The following is an 18,573-nucleotide window of genomic DNA, read 5'->3' as shown; positions in this document are numbered from 1 at the left end:
TAGGGTTAACTTACGCCTGTTGACCGGATTAAAAAAGTAGCTAAACCGGCAACAATCGCTGGCAAAGCAAAAATGATAAAGTTCAAAGTCATAGATACATCCATTCCGATAAGTACACCACCCAGTAATGGTCCGACTAAAGCGCCGATCCTACCAGCGCCAATTGCCCAGCCAATGCCGGTGGTCCGCACTTCGGTAGGATAAATTCTGGCTGCTACAGAATACAAGCCGACAAATCCGCCTTGAATACAAAAGCCAATAAATCCGAATAATACCAGAATGAGGGCTGAGCCGGAAAATGCACTAAACGTCATCATAAGCAGGGCAGCGCCAATCAAAAACAAGCCGATTACTTTCCGTAATCCAAACATGCCAGATAAGTAACCCTGTATCAATATGCCGGCAAAAGAGCCCAGGTTAAAAACGGTTCCGGCATAAATGGCCAGTTCCAGGCTGAGCCCTGTATTAGCGGCCAGTTTGGGTATCCAGCTAGTAAGAAAGTAGAGGGTAACGAATGACATAAAAAAAGCCATCCATAACCAGAGTGTTGCGCTTTTTCTCTCCGGAATAAGCAAAGCGGAAACGGATGCTTTGGAAGCCTGCAATTGCACTACTGGTAATTGGGAAAGGGGTTGTAGTCCCATTTTAGCCAGAATATGATTTGATTTTTCCAGGGCATTTTTAGGACGGGTCTTAAACAAAAAATCCAGAGATTCAGCCAGCAGGAAATAGATCAGGGGAATGGTTACAGCTGTTGCCAGTCCGGCTACCTGATACATGGTTCGCCATCCGTACACAGGAATAATAGAAGCCGCTACCAATCCGGACAAAAAAGCGCCCATGGGATAACCACTGATCACCAGGCTCACCCAGAAATCTTTGGTTTTATTGGGTGTATATTCGGAAGCCAGGGCCGGGGTACTGGCCAGCATGGAGCCAATTCCTAAGCCGCTGACAAACCGGAAAAAAACCAGGTGGTAAATAGACTGGGCAAAAGCAGTGGCAAAGATGCTGCCTCCCATAATCACGGCACAGAGTAAAATCATGGGTTTCCGGCCAATTACATCTGTTTTAGGAGCCAGAAACATGGCACCTACTGTCATCCCCAGTAATCCGGCACTGAACACAACACCCAGGGCTTCCGAACTAATAGACCACTCTTTTGCAATGGAAGGGGCTGTATAGGAGATAATCAATACATCCATGCCATCGAGCATATTCATTAAAAAGCAAATGAAAATGGTGGAGTACTGGAGCCAGCTTAGGTTTCTGTTGTCTATTACCGTTTTAATGTCCATAAATGAGGCGGATTGTTTTAGGTGCGAATACTTAAATAATCATTGACCAGCAGTCATTGTAAATATGTGCTTATTGATAACAAATAACTGCCGGTGACATTTTAAATATTATCAGCCTTTTATCCTAACATCTCCTTTCTTTTTCTTAGCCTTTTGTGCATCAAAGAACTTTACCATTTCCGCAGTATATTGATCCAGCCACATACCTTCTCCATGCCCGGCTTTGGGTACAATGATCAGCCTGCTTTGCACCCCTTTTGCCTGTAAGGCTTTATCTAAAAGTAAACTTTGACAATGTGGCACAATCTTATCTCCATCTCCATGCAGCAGCAAAAAGGGTGGATCGTTGCGGTCGATATACGTAATGGGATTAGCTAAGGCGCACATGTTATCATTTTGCTGAATAGGACCGCCTGTAAGGGTAGACTCCGGAGAATCTGGCGCATCGTGTGAAAAACTGCTACCACAGGAATCCATGGCCTGAAAGGTGCTTGGACCATACCAATCTACAACGGCATCTATTCGGCTGCTTTGGTTAAGAAACTTACCCACTTTTCCTTCCAGAGAGAGGCTTTTTGCACCCACTGTATATTGATCGAGTCCTCTTGTGGTTCCCATCATGGCAGATAAATGTCCGCCGGAAGAATCTCCGGTAATGCCAATGAAAGTAGTATCGAGTTGATAGGTAGCTGCATTAGCGCGGATGAAGCGTATAGCAGCTTTTACATCGTTGATCTGTGCCGGAAAAATGGCTTGCCTGCTGAAGCGGTGATTGATAGCTACTACTGCATACCCATTCTTCAGTATAGGTATTCCCATTTTCTGATAGGCTTGCTTTTTGGTATTGTTGCCAAACCAGGCACTTCCGGCTATGGTTACAATGACAGGATAAGGCACTTTACCACCTTGGGGTAGGTAAATATCCATCCGGTGGCCGGTCAGGGTATCGCCGGCATAATTTACATCCAGCCATTGTTTAGAGGATTGCGAATGTACTGTTGTTATCAATATAAGTAAGGCGAAGAGGAAAGCAGTAGTAGATTTCATGAGGTATTGGTGTAGTTTTGAAATAGGCTGCATAATATTTTTACGGATCATCTATACATTAATAGTTTATTAGTGCATCAATCAAATTATACACTGTGCGCAATTACTTTCGTCCTCCTGGGCCGGACGGGCCCCGCTTTCGCATCCACCACTCTATACAACCCGCACAAGGCCCATGCTGACCCAAAGGTTGTATAAGGTGGCTCCTGCAAAAGCTGTGATAAAAAAAGTAAGATTATTTTATCTAAAAAGTCCATTACTTATACTTACTTTCATCCAAGCGGAAAAAGCGGACGGCATTGTTGAAGAGAATATCGCGCTTTTGCTCAAAAGACAAATAGTTTGCATTCTCAATTACTCCTACAGACGTTTCTATGAGTTTGGGCCATACCAGAAGATCGGTGCCATACAGAATGCGTTTGCCAAATCCCGCCTGCACCAACCGTTGAATGTAGGCATGAATTTCTTCCAGTGGGTAGCTCCAGATAAAACCAGCCAGGTCTACATATACATAGGCATTGGCTCCCATCAGGGCAATGATTTCATCGATCATCGGATAGCCGGCATGCATCACCCATATCTTGAGTTTGGGATGCTTGGCAAGCACATCTTCCAGCAAAAATGGATTACCCATGGAGGCTCTATATTTTGGCTGGGTGATATTAGCCATGCCGTTTCCGCCGGTACCCATGTGAATGCCAACCGGAATGTTTAATTTTTCAGCTACAGCAAAATATTCATCCAGGGAAGGATCGCTTGGGGACAATCCCTGGTACTGGGGCGCTACTTCACCCATCACTTTATAGAATCCGGAGGAGAGAGAATCCTGAAAAGCTTTTACAGTCATATCTTTTGGAGAACTCACGCCAATACCGGGAATCACCCGGCCAGGAGCTGCTTTCATCCATTTGCGGATAATCGTTGGATCGCCGTAGGCAACAATGGTCATGTTCAGGCGTTTCATGGTTGCCAGCACTGCATCCTGCATTTCCTGGTCCGTTTTAGCCGCTTTTAGCGGATCGGCACAGTCGATATTGAGAAAGGAGGGAGGTGCCTGGGTAGGATCGCCGCCTGGCATGTTTTTTAAAAACCAGGGACACATATCACCTGCAAAAGCCGGATTTACCTTCATGGCATGTACATGTACATCGATAATCGGCAGCCGTTTGTTTGCAGAATTTTCCTGGGCATAGACTGAAAAAGTGGTTAAAAAGAATAATACATTCCATGCTGCCTTTCGAAGAATAGCAGTTGAAAAGAATGGGCGTGTAAAAGATAGCATATAGGTTTTCAAAGGTTTAAGGGTCTATTTATTCTATAACTAAGGATTATTTGAACTTTAAAAGACTCATTTCCCAGCAGACGTCAGGTTGAGCATTTTAATGGCATTTTCTTTCAGAATTAATGGTTTAACTTCTTCTTTAAAACCTGCCTGCTCAAAATCTTTCATCCATCTTTCAGGTGTGATCAAAGGAAAATCTGTTCCGAATAGCATTTTGTGTTTCAGCTGGGTGTTGGCATATTGTACTAACTGAGCCGGAAAGTATTTGGGGCTCCACCCGGACAGGTCAATATATACATTGGGTTTATGCAGGCATACACTGAGCGCTTCATCCTGCCAGGGCCAGGAAGGATGCGCAATGATAATGGGTACATCCGGAAAATCGATCGCTACATCATCCAGGTAAATGGGATTAGAATAAGCCAGCCGTAAACTGCCGCCTCCCCGGACACCGCTTCCAAAACCAGAATGTCCGCTATGAAAGAGCATCGGAAGACCTGCTCCGGCAATCACTTCATACAGGTGATACGCCATGCGGTCGTTGGGATAAAACCCTTGTACAGTCGGATGGAACTTAAATCCTTTTACGCCAAATTCTTCAATTAATCTTTTTGCCTCCCTGGCTCCCATGCGGCCTTTGTGCGGATCGATGCTGGCAAAGGGAATTAGCACATCCGGATTGGCCATCGCTGCTTCTGCTACTTCTTCATTGGGGATACGTCTGCGTCCCAGTTCATATTCCGAATCGATGGTAAACATCACCAGGGCCATTTTCAGGCTTCGGTAATATTCTATGGTTTCCTGAATGGTAGGCCGGTGCGTGGTTTTAAAATATCTGGCGAATGCTTCGTCAAACTCAGGCCGGTAATCGTCGTGCGGTTGTTTGCACGATACTTCGGCATGGGTATGAACATCTATAGCAATTATTTCATTTAGATTCATAAAAGTGGATGTTTATAGTAACCTGAGGCATTCCTTTACTCCGGCATCTTTTACTTTTTTGTCATTGCCACAAAAAAGTAACAAAAAAAGTCTAGGCAAAATAATGCTTCTGCCCACATAGCCATCCCTCACCCCGCTATTTTGCCGGGCCCTCACGCATGGAATTTATTTTGTTTTATAATTTAGTTTTACATAATACTTCAACTACTTAGCTTGCATGCGTAAAGCCCCATCTATGCGGATGACCTCGCCATTCAGGTAACTGTTTTCAATCAGGTGCAATACCAAGCCGGCATATTCTTTTGCCTTGCCTAATCTTTTGGGAAAAGGAATAGCAGTGGACAAACTTTGTCTGGCTTCTTCATTTAAGCCTTCCAGCAGTGGCGTTTCAAACAAGCCGGGAGCAATAGCCAGTACCCGGATGCCAAACTGGGCAAATTCCCTGGCAGCTGGCAAGGTTAAACTCACAATTCCCCCTTTGGAAGCAGCATACGCCGCCTGACCAATCTGGCCTTCATAGGCTGCCACAGAAGCTGTTGAGATAATTACACCCCGTTCCCCATCTTCATTGAGTTCAGCAGGTATCATATCAGCTACCGCTAAACGCATCATGTTAAAACTGCCAATCAGGTTCACCTGGATAATTTTCTCAAATGCTGATAAGGGCATAGGCCCTTGTTTACTTACAATCCTACCGGAGGTACCAATGCCTGCACAATTCACTAATATACTGGCTGTCCCGTGTTTTTGCCTAGCTTGCAAAATAGCTTTTTGTGCTTCATCCGCATCTGCAACATTTGCTTTAAGCGCTATTCCACCAATCTCCTGAGCTACTTCTTGAGCCAATTCCTGATTAACATCTATAATAGCCACCTTAGCTCCGGAAGCGGCCAGTTTCAGTGCCGTAGCTTTGCCTAAGCCAGAAGCGCCCCCGGTAACTATTGCTGCTTTTCCTTGTACATTCATTTCTGTTATACTCAATTAAAATAGTGCAGACAGTGTCTATTTGGCCAGTTTCATACTAACAACCAATAACCACCAAGCAGCAACGATTTTCTATTAACTCTCGCCCCATACTTTAGTAGCTGTTTTTACTACCAGTTCCATTTTCCGCCACTGGTCATCATGCGTGAGATCGTTGCCATGATGGGTGCTGCTGAAACCACATTGAGGGCTTACGCACATATTTTCTAAAGGCATGTATTTGGAAGCCTCATCTATTCGCTCCCGCAGGTCATCCATGTCTTCCAGTTGCCTGAACTTGGAAGAAATAATGCCCAGCACCACTAATTTATTTTTCGGTACAAACCGGAGCGGAGCAAAATCACCGCTTCGTTCATCGTCATATTCCAGAAAATATGCATCCACATTGATATTATTAAAGAGTACTTCTGCCACTGGTTCGTAACCACCTTCGGCAAACCAGGTACTGCGGTAATTTCCCCGGCACAAGTGTATGCCTACTGTCAGATCATCCGGACGGCCATCGATTACGGAGTTGATAAGCGCTGCGTAGGTTCTGGGCAGTTCATTGGGGTCTTCACCACGTTCTTTGGCCGCTGCTCTCATTTTTGGATCACATAAATAGGCGAGATTGGTATCATCTAACTGGATATACCGGCAACCAGCCTGATACAGCGCATTGATTTCCTGTTTGTAGGCTTCACTCAGGTCATGGAAAAATTCATCCATGTCCGGATAAGAATGTATGTCAATCGCTTTTCGTCCACCCCGGAAGTGAATCATGGTGGGAGAGGGGATGGATACTTTTGGCGTTTGACTCACTACAGACTTTAAGAAATTAAAATCAGCCACCTGAATATCTTTTACATGTTTGATCTTGCCGGTCACACTGAGTGTAGGAGGTGTAAACCCATCCTGGGCTACTTTGGCATTTGGATTGGCTTCGATGCCACCTGTTACGGTTACGCCGGCCAGTTCTTTCAAAAAATCCAGGTGAAAATAATCCCTTCTGAATTCCCCATCAGTGATAGACTTCATGCCAATAGATTCCATCTTTTTCACCGTTTCAGCAATGGCTCTGTTTTCTATTTCACGAAGTTCCTCTGTCGAAATGAGCCCTTTTTTCCATTTCAGACGGTTTTCTTTTACTTCCTGGGTTCTCAACAAACTTCCTACATGATCAGCTCTGAATGGAGGTTTAATTTTGTGCATAGTGTATGTGATAGATTAATTATTTAGTTAAAACTGTTTTATTGAATACTGCCTGATTTTGGCCTTTTTCCTGATTTTACCCATTGGCGGAGTTCATCGAAGGCTAAGCCTGTTTGCTCTGGTGTAAACTCGCAATGACCCTGGCCATTGGTGTATTTTACAACCATAAACTTTTCCTTGCCTTTCTGGCGGACCATCATATCATAGTTGCCTATCGCCAGTTGAGCAGGTATCAACTGGTCATAAGTGGTGTGCATCATCACGACCGGAAAGGAAATTTCCCCGGTACGGTAATTTTTCTGGAGAAACTGGAATGCGGTGGGAGAGGCAGACAACCGTTCCACTTTTTGGTTCACCATCCAGTCGTCGGGAAAGCCGGTGTACAACGTATTGGTATTATCAAACGGATTGCCCCCTGATTTTTTCACCAGATCCCGCAACACCATTTCGCCAAATAACACAGCAAAAGGCAGGTCTTTGAGTTTGAGTTCAAACGTTTGTGCTAGCTGTTTAGCCAGCAGGGAATCTTTTTGTAGATGTTTGTATAGAGGTTCTGCACTGGCAAAAACCTGCTGCACTGATTTCTCAGAACTCCCTGTTTTCATAATCTCAGAAAGCGGGGAAATTTGCTCAGGAAACAATACATTAAAAACGGCGATTAGGTCAAACTCCTTCCTGGTCTGGATATACGGATTGCTGGAGAGCGGACAAAGCGGTAAAGCTCCCTGGTAATTGGCCGCATATTTTTCACTGATTCCTAAAGAAATGCCCCCACCCATGGAATGGCCTACCATAAACGTAGTGTCTGGCTTGCCATACTTCGATACAAAATGTTTTCTCAATGCTTCTGTATCTTCAATTCCTTCCGGCAGGGCATATCCTTGTATCCGGTAGGCAGAAGCCGCCACCGCAAACCCTCTGTCCAGAAAAGGAGCAAAACCCTTGGCCAGATTGGGATTATCGAGCATAGCAGGACTGTTCATAAACTCATAGCCATGCGCATACATCACCAGTTTGTTTTTCCAGTTGGGCGGGAAAATGATTTTGTAACGAGCCCCATTAATTGTTCCGGAATCTATTTTTGCCGTCTGGGCTTTTGCATTCCAGGCAAATACGATTAAGATTATAGCGAGTAGCAGGTTTTTCATAGGTTTCAGGAAATTATGGGTTTGCTTCTAGTACCAAGGAAGTCAAGGCTGGTTGATACAGCAACCGAATGCATTCCGGGTAATTTTTCAACACCTGTTTCTGATTGACAGAACCTTTGTCTGTTAGCTCTCCGGCATCCAGCGATAGGGTGAAATCGGCAAGTAACGCTCTTTTGATAAGGGTAGTACTTCCGGTATTTCTCTTTGCCAGTACGGTCAACACCCCATGCATTACCTGTTTAAAACTTGGATTTGCCACTATCTCCTGTAGGTTTGTATCGGATGATAATCTCAGCTGCTTTTTACAAACTTCTATATCCGGGAAAATAATAGCTCCAACAAACTGCTGGTCATGGCCGGTAATCACAGCATCATGGATCAATCCATTTCCGGCAGCCAGAAGGTCTGTCCGGAGTTTTCCTACATTTACCCAGGTGCCGGTGTCTAATTTAAAATCTTCAGCCAGGCGGCCATCAAACAGTAAGCCTTCTTCCACATGATCCGGATCGACAAACTTGAGCGCATCACCCGATTTGTAGAATCCTTCTTCGTCATACGCTTGCCTGGAGGCCTGCTCATTTTTCCAGTAGCCTTGGGTAATATTTCCGCCTTTGTACCTGGCTTCCAGTTTGCCATCTACCGGTACCAGCTTCAGTTCCAAACCAGGTACTGGCAGACCAAGTAATCCGGCGAAACCATCAGGCCTGGTAGAAAAAAGCGCAGAAGGACTGGATTCTGTACAACCCAGTCCGGTAGCGATAATAATACGTTCTCCAACTGTTTCCAGGGCTAAACTTTCCAGCGCATCCCATACATGCTGGGGCATACCGGCACCGGCATAAAAAAGTAATTGTAAGCGGCTAAAGAACTTCTCCCGCAAAGACCGATCTTTCCGCAAATACCCTATTAATTCACCAAACCCTTTGGGTACATTGAAGTAAACGGTAGGAGAAATTTCCCGTAGGTTGGCAACTGTAGCTTTGATTCCGGCAGGAGTAGGATTGCCTTCATCCAGGTACATTGTGCCACCATTATATAAGGTAAGACCAAAGTTGTGATTCCCTCCAAAGGTATGGTTCCAGGGCAGCCAGTCGATAATTTCAAACGCATCGGCCATAAAAGGAAACGTCTGGGTGATCTGCTGCCAGTTGGTAGAAATATTCCCATGCGTATTAATCACCCCTTTTGGTAAACCAGTAGACCCTGACGTAAACAATATTTTGGCTATGGTTTCCGGCATAATAGCCTGATAAGCCCTGTCAACGGAAACGGTGGGTGTAGTTTTTACTATATCCTGGTACAGCGTAGCATGAATGTTATCCGGCCGGTAATTTACAATCACTACCTCAGCATCTCCGGCAACCGCCTGAAGCGCCCGTTCATACTTTTTTCCGTCTGAAACGAAAATCAGTCCTGGAGTTAAGAGGTTGATAACATGTTTGAGTTTTTCAAAATCCTTCGACCGCAGGGAATAGGCAGGTGTAATGGGAGAATAGGGAATACCTACATGTAAAGCTGCCAGTGCAACCATTGCATGTTCCACACTGTTTTCTGATAAAATCGCAATAGGTCTCTTTTCAGATAAGTTGGCATTGAGGAGGTACTGGGCAATACTTCTAACAATAGTCAGTGTTTGCTGGTAGGTATAGGTCCACCAGATGCCTGCCGTATCCCGCTGCCCGATAAATACCTGGTTGGACCGGTGTTCAGCCCAGTGAAGCAGCCGTTCGGTCATGCGGTGGGGATGAGCTTGCAGGGGAATATTGGATTTTAGCAACAGGCTTCCATCTGCCTTTACAGTTTTATCTATAGAAACTTCGCCGAAAGGTACTTTCCGGTAAGGCGTGTCTTTTAAATGATGTTGCACAATCATTGTTCTCCTACTTTTTTAGCTTTCCCATCTAAAAATAACCTCAATCTTTCTTTGGCTTCCGGCGAACTCTGGGCGATAGCCGCCATCAGCGATTCCATCATTAACCCCTGGTCCTGGGAAGATTCTGTAATTTTTGGCAATACATGCATCAGGGCATAGTTGGTCATGGCAGCATTAGAACTGATCTTACGGGCCAGTTCCATGGCCTTTTCAAAACCTTTGCCTTCCTCTACCAGATATTGTGATAAACCGATCGTATACCCTTCTTCCGCTGTATACACCCGCCCTGTAAACATCATGTCCTGCATCCGGGCCATGCCAATTAATTTAGGTATCCGGACAGAAGCACCGCCGCCTACAAAAATTCCCCGCTGCCCTTCCGGTAAGGCATAAAAGGCCGAAGATTCTGCCACCCGGATATGTGCGGCACTGGCCAGTTCGAGTCCGCCACCTACCACAGCCCCATGCAATACGGCTACCACTGGTACTTTGCCAAACTGTATTTTATCCAGTGCCTGGTGCCACATGCGGGAATGAAAAATGCCTTCCACCACATCCCGTTCTTTCAATTCCGAAAGATCCAGACCGGCACTAAAATGCTTGCCTTCTCCATAGATCACGGCACATTTGATCCCTTCAGGCATGCAGGAAAATAGTCTTTCTAAGCCCAAAATGGTTTCATCATTCAAGGCATTGCGTTTTTCTATCCGGCTGATCCTGAGGGTAAGAATCTCTCCAATGGTTTCTGCCTGGATGGTATTGGGCGTGGATTTTAATAACATATCTTATCTACTTAATTTATTCGGAAAGCTGGCCTTTATTCAATTCGATGGCATTTCGATAAGGTTTGAGGCCAGACCAGAAACAGACCGTACCTACTACACCCCCAATCAATAACAGCAGCGACAATGAATAGCGAATTGCACTTTCATCTTTAAAAACAAAATCAGTAAACGCCGCCACCGAAGTAGGCCCTAGGCCCATACCGATCAGGTTCAGAATAAACAGGAATATGGCGGAGGCCAGTACTCTTACCTGGTTTGGCATTAGCTCCTGGACGGCTGAAGCGGCAGCGCCTATGTTGGAAGCAGTGAAAAATGAAGGAACAAACAGCACGGCCAGAGATAGCCAGGCTTGTGGCATGAGCGGCGCAAAACTCATCAGGGTTACGGCGATCATCGAGATCAAACCTACCCGGAGACGGCCATCTGTGCGGCCTTCTTTTACGAGCTTATCGGCATACCAACCACCCCATAAAACCCCCAAACCCGAAGAAGTTACCAGTACAATCCCATATCCCAGACCTGCCTGCGGCATATTCCATCCATAGGTACGTACTAAAAAGGTAGGTACCCAGGCACTGCATCCATAGTTGACCAAAGCTGTAAAAGCCAGACCAAAACAAATGGACAAGTAAGCCCATTTATGCCTAAAAATAATGGTGAGCGCTTCCGGTAAATTTACTTCAACAATCTTTCCTTCTTTTTTTAACAGATTCTTGCGGATGGGCTCTTTAACCGTCAGCATCAACAGGGAAAGTAGTAAGCCTGGAAGACCGATATAGACAAACAGTAATTGCCAGGGATACAGCGAACCTAGTACAGGAACTTCCACCGTACCTTCTGTAGGTAAGGTAGCAATAATGCCAGCGCCAATGAGTAAGGCAATGCCAGAACCCAGAAAAATGCCGGAGGAATATACACTTAAAGCCGTAGCCAGCCGGTTTTTAGGAAAATAATCGGCGATCATGGAATAGGCCGATGGAGACAAAGTGGCTTCTCCTACGCCTACGCCCATTCTTGCCAGAAAGAATTGAGTATACGTCCGGACTCCACCACATAGCACTGTCATCAGGCTCCATAAAGTAATACCCCCAATGATGATATTTCGGCGGCTGTACTGGTCGGCCAGGCGCCCAATAATAATTCCGAAAAGGGTATAAAACAAGGCAAAACTCAAACCCATCAGTAAACTCACTTCAAAATCGGATAAGTGCATATCCCGCTTGATAGGGCCAACCAGCAAACTCAGAATCTGCCGGTCGATAAAGGAAGAAATATTGGCCAGGGTGAGCAAACCCACCACATACCATCCATATCTTAAGGATGATTTTTCTGCCTTCTCTACCGGTAAAGTTAAGGTCTGTTTCATAAAGGGTTCAGATTAGCATTTCTTCCTGTTCATTGTAAATCGTTAGTTGTTCTTCATTCATCAGTTGCTGGCAAAGCCCGGTACACTTGGTTAATTCGTAGGTAAAAAAGAATTTCATGGTGCTGACCTTCGAACGGTAGAATAGCTTTTTGTCTTCAGCTAAAGAGCTATTATATAATGCTTTTTCGGCAATAGTTGCCATTCTGAGCAACTGCCAGGCGATGTTGAGGATTCCAAACAGCTGCATATAGAGGGTGGCATCTGCCAGAAAAACTTCATCACCTTTCTCTGATCTTATATTTAACAGATGGCTCGTTACAGACTGCAAGTTTTCAATTTCTCGTTTTAACCGGTTTGCATAAGTTTGTAAGGTAGCCAGTTCAGATGCCTTTTCGATATCAGGCAATACTTGTTCTAACCAGAGATCTATGGATTTTCCATTATTTTGAGCGATTTGCCGCCCTAATAGTGCGATGGACTGAATACCTGTTGTTCCTTCGTAGATAGAAAAAATTCTGGCATCTCTGGCCATTTGCTCCAACGGGAAGTCAGTCGTGTACCCATAGCCACCTAATACTTGTAAGGCATTATGGATGGAAGCATTTCCACTTTCTGCACCATAGGTTTTGGCAACCGGAGTGAGCAGTTCCAGCAGATCCTGGTAATGTTTTTTCTGTGCTGCTTCTTTACTAATCTTCTGCATATCCATATACTGGTAGCATTGGAGAATAAAGGCAAGCGTACCTTCCGTAAATGCTTTCTGGCTCAATAACATTCTGCGTACATCCGGATGTTGAATAATAGGAACTGCTAGGGTATTCGCTGCTTTGGCATTGGTTCTTCTGCCCTGGGTGCGTTCTATGGCATATTGCAGCGAAGTATAATACGCATGGGTGGCCACTGATACGCCCATCAATCCTACTTCCAGCCGGAACGCATTCATCAGCTGGAACATATATTGTAAGCCCTGATTCGCTTCACCCAGCAGATAGCCTAAACAATTATTGTTGCCGCCAAAGGAAAGATGCATGGCCGGTGTTGCTTTCTGTCCCATTTTGTGGATTATGCCAATAGAGGCTACATCATTATCTTGCCATTTTTCCTTGTTATTTATCTGTTTTTTGAGAACTATGAACAGGGAAATACCTTTGGTACCAGCTGGTGCTCCAGCAATTCTGGCCAATACCAGATGCACAATATTCTCGGTAATATCATGGTCGCCTGCCGAAATGAAAATCTTTTGACCTGTGATCCGGAATATGCCATCTTCCACAGGTATAGCGCAGGTAGTAATATCAGAAAGTGAACTGCCAGCCTGGGTTTCAGTCAGGCACATGGTAGCGGCCCATTCACCGGATAATAGTTTGGGAAGATAGGTGTTTTTTTGTTCAACATTTCCGAACCGGAGAATAACATTCGCTACTCCTTTCACCAGGTCGGTAAACATGACAAAGCTGTTATTGGCTGCTGCCAGAATATATTGAACCCCTGCCGCTATGGTTTTTGGAAGCTGCTGACCACCACACATTTCCGGAAATGTAGCTGATAATAATCCAGACTGCACATAGGCCTGATAGTATTGATGAACTGCCGGATGTACTTTTACCTGCCCTTCCACTAATTCCGGCTCTTTTCTATCAGCTAATTTGTAAGAAGGAGCCAAATAGGTATCGGCAATTTCAGTAGCAGTATCCAGGGTGAGATCAAACGTTTCCCGATGGTGTCCATGGAAATAGGCATCAGCTAGTATCACTTCCATTCCAAGTACTTCGTAGAGCACAAAGTCCAGGTGTTGGCGGGAGAAACTATTAAATGACATCTTTTAGGATCAGGTAGATAGGTAGTGTTTCAAAAGACAAAAGGAGTATAGCATTCAGAAACTAAAGTCAATACTACTATTTATTCTTTCTATAGTCCAATATAATTTTCTAATTTGGTAATAAGTTTTACTTATTGGAAATGGTTATATGGAATTACGCCAGTTGCGGTATTTTATAGAAGTAGCGCAGGAGTTGCATTTTGGTAAGGCGGCTGAAAAGCTGTTTATTTCCCAGTCAGCGCTGAGCCAGCAAATTCAGTTGCTGGAAGAAGAGATTGGGGTAGATCTGTTTGTTCGTGCCAAACGGATCAAACAGCGGAAGGTAGAACTTACCGAAGTGGGACTTTCTTTTCTGGAGGATGCTATGCAGGTGATCCGGCAAAGTGAACTCGCCATCGAGAAAGCCCGTAATCTGGGTCAATCTACAAATGAACTACGGGTGGGATTTTTTAAACTCGCCCTGCGGGAATGGATCGTAGAAATGATGCATGAAGTCTCCCGCCTTATTCCGGATGTAGAAGTTAAAATCATGGAGTTTCCTACAGTGGAAAGCATTCAGGATGGTTTGCTGGAATACAAAATAGATCTAGGAATGACCTTGCTTCCGCTGAAAGATGAATCGCTGGCATATAAAGTATATAAAACGGATCACCTTCATGTGATCATGTCGGAGTATCATCCGCTGGCTTCATCCGATACAATTCAGCTGGAAGGGTTGAAACAGGAAAAATGGGTGATTATCAACAAGCCATTGCATCCGTTTTACGATTACATTGAGCGCATGTGCCAGAAAGCCGGATTCAGCCGGGAGAAAAATATTGTACAGGAAGTTTCCTCACATGAAATGATGTGTAGCCTGGTGAGTTTAAATATCGGCATTGCCTTTATGCCTTCATTGTTTGACCTTAGCAAAGAGCCAGGAATTGTTTCCAAAAAAGTGCTGAGAAATAGCCTGGTTCCATCTGAAATCGAAGTAAATCATGCCATTGCCTGGCGGAAAAAACAGGTATCGCCTCTGGTAAAGACCGTTATTCAAATGATTGGGTAAAGAATGTATGAAACGTCAGAATCTGGATATTTTAACCGGTAAATTAAACCATTATAAAAATTAATGTGGGTAATAAAAATGATATTCTGATCAGAAATGTTTCTCCTCCAGGGCCGGAGAGGCCCCGCTTTTGCATCCACCACTCTATACAACCCGCTCTAGGCTAGTGCTGGCCCAAAGGTTGTATAAGGTGGTTCCTGCCAAAGCTGTTATCAGCAAATACGCATCTAGTTGTTATTTCAATATTAGTCCAGTTTACAGCATTTCAAGCAATTGAATATTATTTCCGCACGTGTCATCCAATACGGCGATCATGGTTGGACCTACTTCTTTAGGTTCCATGCTAAATTGAACACCAAGACCGGTCAGCCTGTTATATTCTTTTTTCAGGTCCTCCACCATAAAGGATGTCCAGGGAATACCAGCCTCTTTTAACGCTTTTTGGTATTGTTTTGCCGGTTCAAATGCAGTGGGTTCCAGGAGAAGTTCCACCCCATTTTGTTCTGTTGGAGAAACTACGGTCAGCCATTTATACTCACCTACCGGCACATCCGTTTTTTTGATGAATCCCAGCTTTTCTGTGTAAAACTGTAAGGCATTGTCCTGATTTTGAACTGGTACGCTTGTTACATGTATTCTAATCATGTCTGATAAATTTTGATTCAAACAAAAATCAGCATTTATGATTTAAGATACTTATTCCGGATTGCTAATATGTAGTTGCTGATATACTTTGGGCGAATGACCTGTACCTTGTTTAAATACTTTTGAAAAAGTAGGCAGGCTCTCATACCCTACATCAAAACAAACCCAGGTGACAGGATAGCCTTTTTTTAGTAGTTCTTTGGCCTTCTCTATCCGCAAATCTCTGAGAAATTGTCTGGGCGTCCTTCCATATACCTGTTGAAAAATACGGATGTAGTGGAAGCGGGACATACATGCTGCTGCTGCCATCTCGTTTAACTCGATTTTGTCGGCATGGTATTTCTCCATAAAGGCTTTGGATTGCCTGATGTAAGCGTAATGATGTGCCGGTAGGCCATACTCTTTCGTGAGCCGCTCTACTTCCTGTTCGTAGAATGTTTTGGGGCGTTCATTCATGTCTTGCATAAATTTCTTTTCTGTCTACATGATTTCTACATATCCATCTGTGCCATTCACCCGGATTCTCTGCCCATCTTTAATGAGCCTGGTCGCATTTTCTACGCCGACTACGGCTGGCAAGCCATATTCCCGGGCGATCACGGCTCCATGGGTCATCAGGCCGCCCACTTCGGTAACCAGGCCTTTGATAGCTATAAACAAGGGTGTCCAGCTGGGATCAGTAAAGGAAGTAACTAATATGTCTCCCGTTTCCAGATTGGCCTCTTCCATTTGTAAGATAACACGTGCCCGTCCTTCTATCACGCCGGAAGAAACGGCCAGGCCTGCCATAGCGCCGGAAGGTATATTTTCCTGTTGGTAAGCACCAGTAATAATTTCACCATCAGAGGTGATCACTCGTGGCGGATTTAGTTTTTCATAGATTTTGTACGCGTCTTTTCGCTGGTTGATAATCCCGTAATCCAGTTGACGGGCGCGTACAACTTCGCGAAGTTCTTCAAAGGTGAGATAATATATATCCTCTGAGGATTGAATAACTCCCGATTGCAGGAGCCTGTTGGCTTCTTTGAGTAAAGCCTGCTTATAAACGAAATAACGGCTAATTATACCGTATTTTGGATATTCACGATAGCCGGCATACTTGCGGATCAGGTCGATCATTCGTTTTGTTTCTTTTGCTTTTTGTTCACCATCTGGCAGTTGCCCCAACCGGACTAATAACTCCTGTTGTTTCTTCAACGCTTCCTGCAGCCCTTGCTCAAATCTTCGTTTGCTTTCACCAGGCGCAAAGTTTCTAATGTTACCAAGAATGACAGGAATAAGTGCAGAAGGTTTCTCACTCCAACGATTTCTGGTAATATCGATTTCTCCGGCACATCGCATACCGTATTTGTTGAGATAATCATAAATAGCATCTCTGACTTTCTTTCCACCCTCAAACTTTATTAATTCCTCCAAAAAGTTATCTTCTTTTGCCTTTTCTAGATACGCAATTATTTCCGGATACGGACGAATCACATCTGCCACATCCAGTAGTGCAAGCCCCATTTCTGACGTGATATTGTTGGGCACAGATTGAGAAAGAATATCCGCTGCATTTTTCTCACCTAACCACTCGTGCATGTTGGAATTGATCCATGCCGAAGCATTCATACCAGTCATAATCACCCCCATACTTTGTGGGTCAGAGACCGTTTTCTTTAGCTGCCCTATATCTTCCAGGATAAAATCGAACAGATCCGTTCCCCTTTTCGTTTGAATAGTTTGTTTTAATGCTTCTATCGCTGTTTGACTTCGCTTGACCAGCTCAGAAACGATTGTAGGTTCGTATTCGTTTAATGCCTGATAATTCGGCATGGATACAGCTTTATGACCTTTTCCGGCATCCGGGCCTTTGTTATCATCCGGTAACGATTTTATAAAATCTCCCCGCTCTATAATAGTGGTAAGTGCATCTTTTACAAGCGGATCGAATTTTCCCAGGGTTTCTATAATCGTATTCCTGCTGCCAGGTGAGTATAGCATTTGAGTAACATCAGCAAACAGCCTTCCACCGGCCGTACGCATGTGAGCAGGAGTCGTTAATAACCAAAACGACAATCCCAGTGGTTTAATGGCATCCGTCATCATTTGTTGATGGCCAACAGAAATATACACATGATTCTCTCCATCATTGGCTACAGGGATCGGGTATAACATAGTAATCGGCCGGCTCTGGACAATGTAAAATATATCATCCACCAGACACCATTCAATGTCCTGGGGACTGCCAAAATGTGCTTCTGTTTTTCTGCCGGTACGTTCCAGTTGTACAATCTGCTCATCTGTCAACGCCTGCCTGTTCTGCCGTTCCTTGTCAATCTCCTGCTGTACTGTACCGCCGTCTTTTACGGCATAAACAGCCAGTTTCTTAGCGGATATCTTCTTGTCAATAATTCTACCTTCAGATACTTTATAGGTATCCGCATTTACCAGGCCAGAAACTAGTGCCTCACCTAGTCCGAAACTGGCATCAATAGATAATTCTTTCCTATTCCCATTGACGGGATCGGCCGTAAACAGAATCCCTGCTACCTCTGGAAAAACCATCTTCTGAATAACCACCGCCAGCTGTACTTTACGGTGGTCGAAGCCATGTTGAATTCGGTACATAACTGCCCGTTCGGTAAACAGCGATGCCCAGCATTTACTGACATGTTTCAGGATAGCTTCTTTTCCGGTGATATTCAGATATGTATCCTGCTGACCAGCAAAGGAGGCCGTCGGTAAATCTTCGTCCGTTGCGCTGGAACGTACAGCATACGCATGTTCCTCTCCAAGTATGGAGAGAAAGTGAGTAACCTCATCTTCAATGTCTTTTGGAATGGCGATTGCTTCGATGAGGCTGCGAATCTCACCGCTCAATTGAGCAATTTTAATTCGGTCTTCTACCTTCAGAAGCGATAAAGATTCAAGTAATCCGTTTATCGACGAATTTTCTCCTATGATTCTTTTAAAAGCTTCCGTAGAGATACAAAAGCCTTCTGGTACCTGGATTCCCTCAATCCTGATAAGTTCGCCCAGGTTGGCCCCTTTACCTCCAGCTATCCTGATTTTTGATCTGTCGATGTCCTCAAAACCAATAACAAATGGACTTATACTAATCATATCTGGCATATTTTATTAAGATGTTGGTGATTTTTAAATG

The 18,573-nt window shown here is 44.4% G+C and carries 15 protein-coding genes; 1 reads left to right on the top strand and 14 read right to left on the bottom strand.

Annotated elements, in window-relative coordinates; translation table 11 throughout:
* Nucleotides 1-5 precede the first annotated feature (5 nt).
* The 11 genes from GXP67_RS01760 to GXP67_RS01710 form a co-directional block, all read right to left on the bottom strand.
* The gene (locus GXP67_RS01760; RefSeq protein WP_162441572.1) at nt 6-1,298 is read right to left on the bottom strand and encodes an MFS transporter; all 1,293 of its coding nucleotides are present in this window, start codon (nt 1,296-1,298) and stop codon (nt 6-8) included.
* 111 nt (nt 1,299-1,409) lie between these two features.
* On the bottom strand, nt 1,410-2,345 hold the full coding sequence (locus tag GXP67_RS01755; protein ID WP_162441571.1) for an alpha/beta hydrolase: 936 nt from the start codon (nt 2,343-2,345) through the stop codon (nt 1,410-1,412).
* 256 nt (nt 2,346-2,601) lie between these two features.
* Nucleotides 2,602-3,639, bottom strand: a complete 1,038-nt coding sequence (locus GXP67_RS01750) for an amidohydrolase family protein (protein ID WP_232064874.1) — start codon at nt 3,637-3,639, stop codon at nt 2,602-2,604.
* Nucleotides 3,640-3,693: 54 nt separating this feature from the next.
* Entirely contained in the window at nt 3,694-4,569 is an 876-nt protein-coding gene (locus GXP67_RS01745) for an amidohydrolase family protein (RefSeq protein ID WP_162441570.1), read from the bottom strand.
* Between the two features lie 204 nt (nt 4,570-4,773).
* On the bottom strand, nt 4,774-5,535 hold the full coding sequence (locus tag GXP67_RS01740) for an SDR family NAD(P)-dependent oxidoreductase (protein WP_162441569.1): 762 nt from the start codon (nt 5,533-5,535) through the stop codon (nt 4,774-4,776).
* A 93-nt stretch (nt 5,536-5,628) separates the two neighbouring features.
* Nucleotides 5,629-6,744, bottom strand: coding sequence for a 5-methyltetrahydropteroyltriglutamate--homocysteine S-methyltransferase (locus tag GXP67_RS01735; protein ID WP_232064872.1), 1,116 nt, complete (start codon nt 6,742-6,744; stop codon nt 5,629-5,631).
* A gap of 38 nt (nt 6,745-6,782) precedes the next feature.
* Nucleotides 6,783-7,892 carry an alpha/beta hydrolase gene (locus tag GXP67_RS01730; protein WP_162441568.1) on the bottom strand — a complete coding sequence of 370 codons (1,110 nt, stop codon included), beginning with the start codon at nt 7,890-7,892 and terminating at the stop codon, nt 6,783-6,785.
* A gap of 13 nt (nt 7,893-7,905) precedes the next feature.
* Nucleotides 7,906-9,765, bottom strand: a complete 1,860-nt coding sequence (locus GXP67_RS01725) for a feruloyl-CoA synthase (protein ID WP_162441567.1) — start codon at nt 9,763-9,765, stop codon at nt 7,906-7,908.
* Entirely contained in the window at nt 9,762-10,547 is a 786-nt protein-coding gene (locus tag GXP67_RS01720) for a crotonase/enoyl-CoA hydratase family protein (RefSeq protein ID WP_162441566.1), read from the bottom strand. The genes GXP67_RS01725 and GXP67_RS01720 overlap by 4 nt, the downstream gene beginning before the upstream one ends.
* Before the next feature lie 16 nt (nt 10,548-10,563).
* Entirely contained in the window at nt 10,564-11,916 is a 1,353-nt protein-coding gene (locus tag GXP67_RS01715; RefSeq protein ID WP_162441565.1) for a spinster family MFS transporter, read from the bottom strand.
* A 7-nt stretch (nt 11,917-11,923) separates the two neighbouring features.
* Nucleotides 11,924-13,735, bottom strand: a complete 1,812-nt coding sequence (locus GXP67_RS01710) for an acyl-CoA dehydrogenase family protein (protein WP_162441564.1) — start codon at nt 13,733-13,735, stop codon at nt 11,924-11,926.
* A 148-nt stretch (nt 13,736-13,883) separates the two neighbouring features.
* On the opposite strand from GXP67_RS01710, the gene GXP67_RS01705 reads away from it, so the two are divergent.
* Entirely contained in the window at nt 13,884-14,783 is a 900-nt protein-coding gene (locus tag GXP67_RS01705; RefSeq protein ID WP_162441563.1) for a LysR family transcriptional regulator, read from the top strand.
* Nucleotides 14,784-15,038: 255 nt separating this feature from the next.
* On the opposite strand, the gene GXP67_RS01700 is transcribed toward GXP67_RS01705, so the two are convergent.
* Genes GXP67_RS01700 through ppsA form a run of 3 tightly spaced genes read right to left on the bottom strand, consistent with a single transcriptional unit; the run spans nt 15,039 to nt 18,542 of the window.
* Nucleotides 15,039-15,428: a VOC family protein gene (locus GXP67_RS01700; RefSeq protein WP_162441562.1), complete on the bottom strand. Its 390-nt coding sequence runs from the start codon at nt 15,426-15,428 to the stop codon at nt 15,039-15,041.
* A gap of 51 nt (nt 15,429-15,479) precedes the next feature.
* On the bottom strand, nt 15,480-15,893 hold the full coding sequence (locus GXP67_RS01695) for a helix-turn-helix transcriptional regulator (protein ID WP_197901627.1): 414 nt from the start codon (nt 15,891-15,893) through the stop codon (nt 15,480-15,482).
* A 15-nt stretch (nt 15,894-15,908) separates the two neighbouring features.
* Entirely contained in the window at nt 15,909-18,542 is a 2,634-nt protein-coding gene (ppsA, locus tag GXP67_RS01690; RefSeq protein ID WP_232064869.1) for a phosphoenolpyruvate synthase, read from the bottom strand.
* Between the last annotated feature and the right edge of the window lie 31 nt (nt 18,543-18,573).

The organism is Rhodocytophaga rosea, assembly GCF_010119975.1.
Lineage (GTDB): Bacteria > Bacteroidota > Bacteroidia > Cytophagales > 172606-1 > Rhodocytophaga > Rhodocytophaga rosea.
This window is presented reverse-complemented; position numbering and strand designations above follow the sequence as displayed.

Coding starts and splice junctions, on each gene's coding strand:
- GXP67_RS01760 (WP_162441572.1), bottom strand. CDS start 1,298: ATGGACATTAAAACGGTAATAGACAACAGAAACCTAAGCTGGCTCCAG.
- GXP67_RS01755 (WP_162441571.1), bottom strand. CDS start 2,345: ATGAAATCTACTACTGCTTTCCTCTTCGCCTTACTTATATTGATAACA.
- GXP67_RS01745 (WP_162441570.1), bottom strand. CDS start 4,569: ATGAATCTAAATGAAATAATTGCTATAGATGTTCATACCCATGCCGAA.
- GXP67_RS01740 (WP_162441569.1), bottom strand. CDS start 5,535: ATGAATGTACAAGGAAAAGCAGCAATAGTTACCGGGGGCGCTTCTGGC.
- GXP67_RS01735 (WP_232064872.1), bottom strand. CDS start 6,744: ATGCACAAAATTAAACCTCCATTCAGAGCTGATCATGTAGGAAGTTTG.
- GXP67_RS01730 (WP_162441568.1), bottom strand. CDS start 7,892: ATGAAAAACCTGCTACTCGCTATAATCTTAATCGTATTTGCCTGGAAT.
- GXP67_RS01725 (WP_162441567.1), bottom strand. CDS start 9,765: ATGATTGTGCAACATCATTTAAAAGACACGCCTTACCGGAAAGTACCT.
- GXP67_RS01720 (WP_162441566.1), bottom strand. CDS start 10,547: ATGTTATTAAAATCCACGCCCAATACCATCCAGGCAGAAACCATTGGA.
- GXP67_RS01715 (WP_162441565.1), bottom strand. CDS start 11,916: ATGAAACAGACCTTAACTTTACCGGTAGAGAAGGCAGAAAAATCATCC.
- GXP67_RS01710 (WP_162441564.1), bottom strand. CDS start 13,735: ATGTCATTTAATAGTTTCTCCCGCCAACACCTGGACTTTGTGCTCTAC.
- GXP67_RS01705 (WP_162441563.1), top strand. CDS start 13,884: ATGGAATTACGCCAGTTGCGGTATTTTATAGAAGTAGCGCAGGAGTTG.
- GXP67_RS01700 (WP_162441562.1), bottom strand. CDS start 15,428: ATGATTAGAATACATGTAACAAGCGTACCAGTTCAAAATCAGGACAAT.
- GXP67_RS01695 (WP_197901627.1), bottom strand. CDS start 15,893: ATGCAAGACATGAATGAACGCCCCAAAACATTCTACGAACAGGAAGTA.
- ppsA (WP_232064869.1), bottom strand. CDS start 18,542: ATGCCAGATATGATTAGTATAAGTCCATTTGTTATTGGTTTTGAGGAC.